Source organism: Facklamia sp. P12950 (assembly GCF_050409465.1).
Taxonomy (GTDB): Bacteria; Bacillota; Bacilli; order Lactobacillales; family Aerococcaceae; genus Facklamia.
In genome coordinates this window covers 95597-108004 of the sequence record NZ_JBNUPK010000007.1, presented here as the reverse complement: position 1 = coordinate 108004, position 12408 = coordinate 95597, and the positions used below count along the sequence as shown (strand labels likewise).

The following is a 12408-nucleotide window of genomic DNA, read 5'->3' as shown; positions in this document are numbered from 1 at the left end:
AAGAACTTTTTGGATTCTTACTATCGGTGTTGCATTTGATTGGACAATTCGTCAACAAAAAAAGACCTGTCATTTCTCATCTATAAGAAATGACTAGGTCTATTACCTAAAAACGATTAATCTACCATCTCTGCTTCTAAGTATTTATGAATTAAGTCATATGTGGCAATTACTGAGGTGATGTGTGTTCTTTCAAAGGCATGACTAGCATCAATTCCAGCACCAAACAATCCGTGACGTACATCTGCTCCGGCACGCATAGCTGCAGAAGCATCTGAACCATAGTATGGATAGATATCTACTTTATAAGGAATCTTATTTTCATCACATAATCCAACTAATTGATTACGTAAGCCAACATGATAAGGGCCAGAAGCATCTTTAGCACAGATAGACACTGTATACTCATCTGAAGTTTGATCATCTCCTAATGCTCCCATATCGACAGCAATATATTCTTCAACTTCTGGAGCAATGTTAGAGTTTCCACCGTAGCCAATTTCTTCGTTATTAGAAATATAGAAATGAGTAGTATGTGCTAATTTAAGTTCTCCAGCTTTAATTGCTTCAATAGCTTCTAATAAAAGGGAAACACTCACTTTATCATCTAAGTGGCGTGATTTTAAATAACCGGAGTCAGTAATTTCTGCACGTGGATGGAAAGAAATAAAATCTCCTACTTCGATACCTAATTCTGCTACATCTTCTGGGTTAAAAACAGGGTGGTCTAAACGAACTTCCATATTGTCTTGATTGCGTTCTAATGACCCTGCGTTACGGTAAACGTGAACAGAAGTCTGATGCATTAAAATCGTTCCATCAAAAGTTTTACCTGTTTTTGCAGAATGGATTTTGCAATATACTCCTTCTAGCGAATTGTAAACAAACCCACCGATTAGATCTAATTTCAAACGACCATCAGCTTTTACCGCACGAACCATCGCTCCTAAAGTATCCACGTGAGCTGTAATAAAACGCTGACGTTCTTTATTTTTTCCTTCTAAAGTTACTAGTAAACCTCCTTTTGGTGTCTTAGTATACTCCACTTTATCCTGGTCAAATTTTTTCATTAAATGCGACACAATTTCACCAGTATAACCAGTTGGTGAAGGAATCTCGGTTAATTCTTTCACACGTTCTAAACGTGCACGATCTGATTCTGATAATTGATAGTTCAATTCTACCATTCTGTTCTCTCCTTTATATTGATCCATCTTAAAAGATAAATCATTGTAATCACTTGATTCTACTATACAACAATTAGCCTTAAATTCAAAAGCAAATTATGAAAAAATAACAATCCTTTAGATTTTTATACTTGGACCAGAGTTTGAAAATTGAAATTCTAAAACAAGTGGGTGTCTATAGCTAGAGGCTTTTCTTATCATTAAGGTAAATAGGTTAAAAAAACTCGGGCAATTGTAAAATAAATGAAGACTGAAGTTAAGTCACTTAAAGTTGAGATAAATGGACCACTAGCCACAGCGGGGTCAAAGCCTATCTTCATCATGAGTTTAGGAATCAAAGCACCGGCAATATTAGCCACCACGATTGCACAAGCCATAGCAATCCCTATGATCATACCCAAAAAGAGGTTTCCTTTCCAAAAGCCTGCCACTAGGGCTATGGTTAACCCAACTACCAATCCTGTGACTACTCCTGTTAGTAATTCAAAACTAAAAGAATCAAAAAATTTATCATCTTCTGATTTATTAGTAAGCTTGCGAACAGCAACCGCTAAAGATTGAGTTCCAGCGTTACCTGCTGTACCGGTTATTAATGTAACAAAGCTAGATAAAACAGGCACTGAGGATATCAAACCTTCAAACTGAGAAATTAGAGTGGCTGTCCCCATCCCCATAAATAGCAGTGTAACTAACCAAGGCAAGCGACTTTTAGAAGCCTTAAATGGAGTAGTATGAATTTCATTAACATCAACCGCAGCCAAACCTGAGTAGTCACTGTCTGCTTCTTCTTGAATAACGTCTAAAACATCATCTACCGTTATAATACCAAGTAATTCACGATCAAAGCCTACAACTGGTAGGGCCAATAAGTCGTAATCTTGTACCATTTTTGCTACCTCTACTTGATCATCATTTACTTCAACTGTTATTAAACGAGGATTAAGGATTTCTGAGATTAAGGTTTGATCATCATGAACAATGAGATCTCTTAAAGATAAAACACCCTTTAGTCGTCTATCTTCATCAATCACATACACATAATAGATAGTTTCTGCTTGAGCGGCTGCCGTTTTTAAGTGTTCATAGGCTTGTTTAACTGTATATTCTTCCTTGACAGTTACAAACTCAGTCGTCATGATGGATCCTGCTGTTTCGTCAATATAGTTTATCAAACGAGATATTTCACGGGCAGACCTATTAGGCATTAAATGCATGTACGTATTTACTTTTTCTTTATTATCAATATTATTTAAAATATCCACCGCATTATCCGCGTACATTTCACCTAAAACAATAGCTGCATAGGCATTTTCCATCTCTAGGAAATACTCTTCACTCAAGTGAAGAATATCTGATTCAAAGGCATCAAAGACATCAGCGAGTTCACTGGGAGCAAGATATTGATAGACTGTTTTTCGCTCAGAACTGACAAACTCAGTAAAAATTTTGGCTTGATCATAATTATGTAACGCTAAAAACTCAGTACGAAAGCGTGTCATACGGTTGTTTTGCAGCATAGCTTTGAAACTAGCGACGCTTTCTTCAAAACTTCTTTCAAATACTTCCATTGCTATTCCTCTCTTAGTTAACTTGCTGGGCTTGAATCCAATCTTGCATATCTTCTGGTAGATTCATCTCAAAATGTAAGGGCTGTTGAGTCATGGGGTGGTTAAACTCCAATTGGCCACAGTGAAGCGCTTGACGTCTGATCGTTTCGGTCAAAGGACCTCCATATAAATCATCGCCAATTAAAGGACCTCCCATATGCATTAAGTGTACCCGAATTTGATGTGTTCGTCCTGTATGAAGCCTTATTCTTAAGTGCGCTCCATTAGGATAAGTTTGCTGACACCAATATTCGGTCTTGGCATATTTTCCACTTTCATGAACACGCCGGGTTATAATTGAAGACTCCGTACGTGCAATAGGTGCTTCAATTATACCATGGTCTGACCATTGACTGCGACTGCTTAGAGCATGGTAATATTTAACCACTTGACCTGCTCTTACTTGACGATCCATCAATGCATGAGCTAATCGATGCTTAGCAATTAACATTAAGCCTGATGTATCACGATCTAACCTTGTTACTATATGGATTACTTGATCCGAGTAGCCTTGCTTTTGGTAGTAACCTCTCACTCGATTAGCAATTGAACTCGAAGGATTTGCTAAAGAAGGAATTGAAACTACTCCCACTTGTTTATTTAAAATAAGTAGATCATCATCTTCATAGACGATTTCAATTGGGTCATCTGAAGGTGGAACTGTTTCATGCCCTCGCTCGATGGGAGCTAATAAATGAAGACAGTCTCCTTTACGGATTTTAAAACGAACAGGTACTTTTAAATGGTTCAATAACAGTTGACCTTCAAGCTTAACCTTTCTTAAAAAGGCCTTTGGTAACTGTTGTTGTCTTAAAAATTCTTTAATCGTTATTTCTTCCGATTGATCATAAAACCACTTCAACTCCATTATAAACCTCACCTTTTATTGATTAAACTTATTTTCTCACTTGATTAGCGATAAAAGAGGATTCTACACGATTCCAATAATGCATATGCTTAAAGCTAGCGAAATGAATTCTCTCCTTAGCCAATTGCAAGCGCACCGTATCAATTGTCTGGTCCGCCCAAAATAGATGGTCAGTCGTGATATCCATCCATTCATTGGATGGATCTGGTTTTAAAGTGAGCCATTCATCAGCCGGTAAAATAATAGGCGAGGCCAAGGATCGATAAACACGATTATTAACCGAAGCCATCTCTGTCATCTGTATTGCTTCAATTCGTGGATGCATTACCGCTCCACCTAAAGATTTGTTTAACCCCGTAGACCCGGTTGGTGTCGCAATACACAATCCATCCCCACGAAATGTTTCAAAGAATTGGTCTTTTATTTCCACATCACACACCATTGTTTTACGATGCGAACGAATACTGCATTCATTGAGGGCTAGAACATGTCTCTTTTTTCCATTACCGAGAGTAATAGCTACCGATAGTAAGGGATATGAAATGGATTCAGCGTCATTTTCAACAATACTCTGTAAAACTTGATCCATCTGTTCGCCTAACCAGTCCGTATAAAACCCTAAATGTCCCGTATGAATCCCTATAAATTGAGTATGATTGATAAATGCCTGGTACTGGTGAAAGGCTGATAAAAGTGTGCCATCTCCACCAATTGATATTACATAGTCAGGAGTTTCCCCGTTAGAGAGCTCTTTTAATTGATAGTGATGGAGTTTAGTTTTAAGTCGTTGAGCATAGGCAACTGATAAAGCTTTTTTATTATATACTAATCCAATCTTTTTCATAGTTTCTCCTTACTCTTGCTCTTAACGCGAGTCAAACAGTTTGGTTGCTTCATGAATCTCTTCACGAATCTGACTCATTTCTTCATCAAGTAGAAAGGCAGCCTCAGAAGCTCGTTGAAGTCTTTCTAATATTTCAACAGGATACTTGCCATCATACTTATAATTTAACGAATGTTCGATGGTTGCCCAAAAATTCATCGCTAAAGTTCTAATTTGTACTTCCACAATAACCGAAATGTTTCCTTCAATTCTTTCCACCGGATACTCTAAGATCATATGATAAGAACGATACCCACTCGGCTTATGATTTTTAATATAGTCCCTAATCATAATGACTTTAAAATCAGACCGTCTTAATAGTAAATCTGCTACTTCATAGATATCCTCAACAAACTGGCACATCACTCGAACCCCAGCTATGTCCTGAACACCACAAAGGAAATCTTTGGCTTTGATTTGTCTAACAGCCATTTTTTCCATAATACTTTCAGGTGATTTTACTCGTCCGGTAACGAATTCGATCGGTGCGTGTCTATCCAAATCAATATATTCTTGGCGAATACTTTTTAATTTTAGCTTCAATTCTTCAACAGCCTGACCATAAGGGGCTAAGAACAATGCCCAATTGTCGACAAAAGGTTCTTCATATACATATTTATTTTCCATGATTTCCCCCTTTCTAGCCCTCTACAAGTTTTCAAAATATTCAACCCATATCAGTCTAATTGATTAATATCATCCAGAAAATATTTTACCATAAGTCAAAGGGTTTTCGTATATAACTGTTCATTAGTTGAAATATCTATCATTTTACGGCATACTATTTATTTGTGAGGTTTTTCACTCTAGGCGTATTATTATAGATTACACTATGTTTATGATAAGCTTATACTAAGAAAAAGTAATACGAAGGAGGAATAGTGTGGAAAATTATATGATTGATTATCACTTTAATGGTCAGGCAAAGTATTTTGACTTTTATTTGTTTGTCAATCCTTTAGGGCGAAAATGCTACTATTCCGAGCAAGAGATTAATAAGGCTAGTAAATTAATTTCTTCAAAGATTGACATTAATATTCTTTGTATACATAATGAAGAGATTTTAAATGACTTTATGCAGCGTTTAGGCATTATTCAACCTAGTTTAGCAGTCCGTAATGACCTCTACTGCAAACTTTATAAAGCTGCTTTAGCCGTAAAAGCTGCACACTTTCAAGGCAAACGTAAAGGCAGATGCTTTTTAAAAGATTTACAACAAAAAATTTATCACGATCTATCTCTTTTGAACGAAAACTTAATTATGGACCTTGCTGCAAGCAATGGTTTAGATTCAGATTTATTCTATGAGGATTTCTATTCCGATTTCACACGAGAATTATATTTTAATGACCTTAAAATTGCTAAAGCCATGGGTGTTCATTCAACCCCTAGTCTTGTGATATTTGATTCTACCCGTGAAGATGAAGGGATTTTGCTCGAGGATAATGTTACTTATGAATCCGTTATTGATCATCTAGATTTATTACATTCACAACATTTAGATCACTCTGTTAAATGTTCTACCCATTTTAATTTATTGAAATAAGAGGTCGAGAGGCTTTCGTTTCAGAGATTGACCGCTTATTTCTTTCAATAGTTTTTTGAATGACTTTTATTATAATACTTAACTATCAACAATTATTTCCCTCCTAAAATTTTCCTCTCAAGTCTCACAGAGTAGACCTTTTGGGAGGCTATTTTTCATAAAAATTCACCCTTTTATAAGAATAAAACAGACGAATCAAGCGATTCGTCTGTTTTACTTACCTTAAAAGTGATTCCATAACGTTCATTTGTTCGGTAAATTATAATCTACAAATGTCTTAAGGGTATCTATTCCTAAAATTTCTTACTTAAACCTTTTTTACCCAAAAGATAAATCATCAAACCAATAATCAAAACTGTCAGAGCTAATAATGAATAAGTAGTTTCTTCACCGGTTATAGGTAAAGTATCCTTAGTGTTTTCTTGATTTTTAGGGTTATCCGGGTTTTTCGGTTTTTCTGGTTTTTCTGGTTTTTCTGGGTCTTTAGGATTTTCTGATTCCTGAGGTTTTTCAGGATCTTTAGGGTTTTCTGGTTCCTGAGGTTTTTCAGGGTCTTTAGGGTTTTCTGGTTCCTGAGGTTTTTCAGGATCTTTAGGGTTTTCTGAAATTTCAGTATAAATATTTTTGAAAACAGCTATTGCATCATTTTGATAGGTGACACTTAACCTTAATAAACCTGTCCCATCATCGGTTACGGTAACTACTACTTCATGCACTGAATCATCGTAGGTAATTCCTGCTTGATTGTCTGACACTTCACGTAAGGTATACGCATACTCGCCTACCGTATCAAATGATAATTCACTAAAGACTACTTTTCCATTGCTATCATTCGTACCTGTTGCTACGACTGCATTGTTGGTATCCACAACTTCAAAGTTAAATTGACCCGCTACTAAGTCTAATCCTTCTAATTTTTTCTCTGCGACTAATGAAAGTACACCCTTTGCTGCTGTGTAACTATTTTTAAAGACAGGGATAGCTTGATCAGGATAAACCACTTCATGAACAAGTTGTCCTGCTCCATTATCAGTTACTATAATTGTAACATCATATGTTGAATCATCATAAGTGATACCTGCTTGATCATCCTGGGTTTCACGAATAGTGTAATTATATTCTCCAACATTTTCGTAAGATATATCAGTAAATGCTACTTTCCCATCTATATCATTCGATGCTGTCGAAATAATTTCACCATCAGAATTTAGGACTTCAAAATTGAATTGACCAGCTATTAAATCAAGACCTGTTAATTCTTTTTTAGCAATTAATGAAGCTTTTCCTGGTTGAGTAGTATATACATTGGTAAAGACAGGAACCTTATTGTTAGGATATTCTACAACCAATTGTAATTGACCCTTCTCGTCATCGGTTACCTTAACGATCACATCATAGGTTGTTTGATCATACGCAATACCTAGCTGGTTATCTTTCTTTTCACCAATTTTATACCTATATACTCCAATTTTATCAAAGGTTAATTCACTGAAAACAACTTTTCCATTGCTATCATTCGTACCTGTTGCAACAACTTCTTCATTTTCATTAAATACTTGGAAATTAAACTGGTCTTTTTCTAGAGAAAGACCCTCTATTTTTTTTTCAGCCAATAATGATAGTTTTCCAACTTTAGGCGTATAAGAGTTTTTAAAGGTAGGTAGATCATCCTCTTCGTATTGGATATTAGTTGCTAAGTGCCCTTGTTCATCGTAGGTGACTGATATTAATACATTATATTGATTTGTATCATAAGTTACCCCTGCCTGTTGATCTATTTTTTCACGTATCATATATTGGTAATCACCTACTGTGTCAAAAGTGAGCGCTTCAAACACTATATTACCATTAACATCGTTCTTAGCTCGAGAAATAATCTCTCCATCCTCATTTAGTAATTCAAAATGAAACTGTCCGTCAGCTAAATTTAGACCTCTTAAAATCTTCTTTGCTTTTAACGGAGTCTTAACCTCTTTGGGTTCATTGATGATTGTTATTACATTACCATTGGTTGATACATTAGGTATCTCGGCAACTTCTCCATTTGAATTAAGTAATTGTAATTCGTAAGACTGTGGATTGTCAACCGAATAGTTAATTGTAAAATAAATTGATGATGCAAGTGTTTTAAAACCTTCAGGAGTTGATGTCTCAGTGAGAATATATTTTCCAGCTCTCAATTTATCTGAAATATAAATACCTTCCTCGCTTGTAAATACTTCCGATACTACCGTATCGACATTTCCATGAATGTCTATGTTTTCAATCTTAAATCCAACATCTCGTATAGCTTTTCCACTTTTAGCCTTTTTGAGAATTTTAAAATCAAGTTTTCTCCCTGTTCCGCCTCCACCAAATTGATACTGTTGAGCAGTTGTTTCAGTAACTGTTTCTTTAATAATTTTTCTCTCTTCTCCGCCCTTTAATGTAATGGTATTAGTAACCTGATAAGTACCAATTAAATTATCATTTAATCGTGTGGAGTAAGAAATTGTAATAGCTTGCGTTATTGTATCGTTTAAAGTCAACTTGAAACTTCTGTCATCTTCAGCGAAAGTAATTGAATAGTCTTCATTAATATTCAAAAGATTATTTGCGCTATCTCTAACTTTAAATGAATCAGTTAGATAACTATGTTTATCCGAAAGTTGATCTTCTATTATTGGATTCTTGATTGTCAGACCTTCCTCATTCACGGTAACTGTCCAATCAATGTTTTCGGTTAATTGGTTCTGTGTCCCTGTTTTAGCAACCAATCCACTGTTGTTATTTGCAAAATAATCCAAGTAGGCTGTATCTGATACACTAGCGACAACATCTTCTTTTTCGTATATCATTGATAAAGTAGTTGAATTAGTATATCTGTCCAAAACACTTTCATGGAATGATGGGAATTGCAAAATTTCCGTGTCATATTGTACTTTGTATTGATAAGATCCGTTTGGTAGTTGAATGACGAAACTATTGGAATCAGTGTTAATTGTCACATTAAGATTGTCGGTAATAAGGGTGCCACTTTGATCATAAACTTTAATGCTATCTTGAATTAAAGCTTGATCGCCTGGTATTGTGTCTGTTAAAACAGGATCTACTAAGTTAATGAGATTTGATGTGTTCGCATTCGCAGTTATTTCCCATGAGATAACAGGATTATCTGGAGTCTTGTCTAGGCTCACTGCTTCTTTGTTAACCGATAAAGCAGGGCTCGGAACTTTTATAAAGGCTAGCTCACTCCCGTTTGTATAAGTTAATAACGCTTTGTTTTGAATAAGATTTACTTCTTCTCCTGACGAAAGACTAGTTGTATATGTGAGCGTATACGGAACTGCATCAATGTCTCCTAATATAAGTTCAAATGATCCTTGACTTTCTTCAATGACCTGGTATTGGCTAGGATCAACTTCCTCTCCGTCTCTATATAGAAGAATATTAGACATGTCTGCTGTTGACGGAGAATATTGATCAGTGATTACTACATTAGCTAAAACGGCTTTTTTTGTATTGAAATTAATAATCCAATTAATGTGTTTATTACCTTCAGCATCAATCACAATGTTAGCTTTCTTATTAATACCTGCTTGACGTTTATAAACATTAGCTGTTGCTTCTTCCTTACCACCTTGCCAATCTAAAGTAACTTTATTTATTTGGTCGAGGTTATTGGCGTCATCTACGGTTGTAAGATATTTAATAGTATAAGTAGCATTGGTATCAGTACCAAATTGATAGGTAAATCCTTGACTTGGATTCATTATTAATGCAGTAGGATCAAAAGCCAAAGCACCTTCATTTGTAGAAGTTAATTCAAAAGAATCATTTACATACTTATAATTGCCACTACTAAAACTATCTTCAATTATTGGTTTAGTAAGATTAATATTACTTTCATTAAAAGTAATCTTCCATTCAATAAATTGCTCAGTTTTATCTTCGCTAGTTACATAAGAACCAACTTTTTTTATTCCTGCTTTAGGACCTGCTAAGTTAACATCAAAAGAAATTCCAGGTCCACTTTCCTCACCGAATAAGTAAACGAGTTCAGCATTATTAGCTATATTAGGTTCTTGCAGTCCTGCTGTCGTGTAATATGTTCGATAAACAAATATATACTTATGAGGTCCTGCATTCTGGACAGTCAGAGCAAATCCTTCTCGATTATCGCTATGTGTATAATTACGAATGTAGTAATTACTATTACCAATTAACTTTTCTGTTGTTATCTCATCTTGGTATAATTCATATGAAGATAAATCTGCAACATTAAAGTCTAATAAACTTTGATCAAACACATCTCGAATTGTCATGCTACCCATATTGATTCTTTGCGAATTAAGGGTAATTTTCCATTCAATATATGGCTTACCTTCATCATCTACCAATTGCTCCCCAGCTTTACCAAAAGTTGGAATAGTATTTATAACAACCGAGTCGGTTGCACTATTTTGTGGATCTAGATTATCAGAGATAATATTAGTGACTGTCCCCTGAACACCCAATTCTACTTCTGTCGAAAAAGTAATATAATAGGCTTGTCCTTGAGCATTAAGTTCTAAAGGAAAGCTTCCACTAACTGGTGTGAAATCTTCTGGGTTTAAAACATTGCCGTTACTATCAGGAACAACCTTACGCACTTTAATCGTATCTTTTAAAAGTTTAATTTTTTCTGTAATATTCTTCGTTTGAGAGTCCACTCCACTTATTAAATCTTCTAAAATTACTGTCCCAAGATCTTCCTGGCCATAATTATAAGTAACTTCCCAATCAATTATCGAGGGATCTTGCTCTGAGATTGAACCTTGTTTAGTAATAGTCGGTAGATCTTCATACCACGTTCCCTCAAAACTATCAGAAACAGGAGTTTCTGAACCATCTAGGAAAATTAATCCAGTATTACTGATAGTTTTAGCTCCTCCCCCATTCGGTCGATTAATTAATGTAGTATAGCTAATATCATAGGCATCTTCAATTGACCCTAAGTCAATTTCAAAGCGCGAATCACTTATTAACGGTGCAACCACTACTTCTTCTTGGCCTATCACTTGGTTTTCGTAATTACGAATGAGCTTTTCAACTAAGATACTTTCTGGTAAAAGCTCTAAATCATCACCAAAATAATCGGTATATGTAGCCTCTGAAACGGTGGCCATACTATCATTTAATCGAACGGTCCAATCTATATGTGTAGGGTTTGTCACTGGTTGTCCAGTTACATCTTTATATACTTTTTCTCCGTTTTCATCAATAATATAGGGTTGTCCTGCTATTTTTTTATCTTCCCCGTCATAAGGTATTTCCTCAGCAATGATAGTTGTTGTAAAAAAACCTCCTTCACCGTATGGAATGACAACCTCAATAACTTCTTCTTCAATCAATTGTGTTGTATCGAACTGTCCAGAAATCTTTATGTTTATATTTAAATCATCAAATTCCTTAGCCTTATCATTAAAAAGAATGGCAACTTCCCCATTAGTTACAGTATAAGTACCCACTTCTGTACCTTCCACCAGAAGTGAAACAGCTGCGGAACTTCCTTCAAAAATTTCTGGCAAAACAATAGTATAAGTGTCCCCAGCATTTATTACCGTATTAGGAGGACTAACTAGAGTATAATCAAGTATTAAAGCATTTAATTCTGATGGAGTAAAAGTTATCGATTCCCCATCAGGTAAAATGAATGTGTTATTGTCTGTTGTGGTGACAGTCATAACAACATTTTTCACCCAGTTACCTTGAAGGACACTAAAAGTAGCGTTTTCAGGAACCATTTCATTCTCTACAGCCGTTTCATCTATCGGAGGATCAATATTGTTGATGCCTTCTGGCGCTTTATCCACTGGGACTTCTGTTTTCTTTTGAGGAAGATGTTCTGCATCATCTTCTGAGTTGTTTGAATTATCCACTTGTGTCTCTTCGTTTAGATTATCATCTCCTATCTCTTCCAGAAGGGTTTCATCCTTTAAAATGTTATTATCCACATCTTTTTGTTCGCCAGCTTTATTCTTAGTCCTAGTTTCGAGCACTTGGCCATCGACAATTTTTTCATTCTTTACCATGGTAGTAGTATCTGTATCAAACACCTGCGAAACTGCGTACATCGTTTGTGGTGAGAAAACGATATTCAACACAAGCATCATTGTCAACACTAAATTAACCATTATTTTTTTATTCATTACAATTCGCCTCCTTATTAACTTTTGCTCAAACTCACTTTATCCTTGCTGATAATTTCTTCATATAACTCCTTTCTAATTCATAAAATCTCTCACATTAGTGTCTTTATACCCATAATATTAAGTCAAGCCCATAATCCTGTGTGA

The 12408-nt window shown here is 35.4% G+C and carries 7 protein-coding genes; 1 reads left to right on the top strand and 6 read right to left on the bottom strand.

Annotation, left to right across the window (positions count from 1 at the left end; all coding sequences use genetic code 11):
• Positions 1-116: 116 nt before the first annotated feature.
• The 5 genes from ACQV2Q_RS07145 to ACQV2Q_RS07125 form a co-directional block, all read right to left on the bottom strand.
• A complete protein-coding gene (locus ACQV2Q_RS07145; protein ID WP_428874840.1) occupies positions 117-1187 on the bottom strand; it encodes a M42 family metallopeptidase in 1071 nt (356 codons plus the stop codon).
• Between the two features lie 200 nt (positions 1188-1387).
• Positions 1388-2755 carry a magnesium transporter gene (gene mgtE, locus ACQV2Q_RS07140; RefSeq protein ID WP_428874462.1) on the bottom strand — a complete coding sequence of 456 codons (1368 nt, stop codon included), beginning with the start codon at positions 2753-2755 and terminating at the stop codon, positions 1388-1390.
• A gap of 13 nt (positions 2756-2768) precedes the next feature.
• On the bottom strand, positions 2769-3662 hold the full coding sequence (locus ACQV2Q_RS07135; RefSeq protein WP_428874463.1) for an RluA family pseudouridine synthase: 894 nt from the start codon (positions 3660-3662) through the stop codon (positions 2769-2771).
• A 28-nt stretch (positions 3663-3690) separates the two neighbouring features.
• The gene (locus ACQV2Q_RS07130) at positions 3691-4506 is read right to left on the bottom strand and encodes an NAD kinase (RefSeq protein ID WP_428874464.1); all 816 of its coding nucleotides are present in this window, start codon (positions 4504-4506) and stop codon (positions 3691-3693) included.
• 21 nt (positions 4507-4527) lie between these two features.
• Entirely contained in the window at positions 4528-5172 is a 645-nt protein-coding gene (locus ACQV2Q_RS07125; RefSeq protein ID WP_428874465.1) for a GTP pyrophosphokinase, read from the bottom strand.
• Positions 5173-5428: 256 nt separating this feature from the next.
• On the opposite strand from ACQV2Q_RS07125, the gene ACQV2Q_RS07120 reads away from it, so the two are divergent.
• Positions 5429-6091: a DsbA family protein gene (locus ACQV2Q_RS07120; RefSeq protein ID WP_428874466.1), complete on the top strand. Its 663-nt coding sequence runs from the start codon at positions 5429-5431 to the stop codon at positions 6089-6091.
• A 293-nt stretch (positions 6092-6384) separates the two neighbouring features.
• Here ACQV2Q_RS07120 and ACQV2Q_RS07115 read toward each other — a convergent pair whose 3' ends face one another.
• The gene (locus ACQV2Q_RS07115; protein ID WP_428882378.1) at positions 6385-12261 is read right to left on the bottom strand and encodes a Spy0128 family protein; all 5877 of its coding nucleotides are present in this window, start codon (positions 12259-12261) and stop codon (positions 6385-6387) included.
• Positions 12262-12408: the final 147 nt, after the last annotated feature.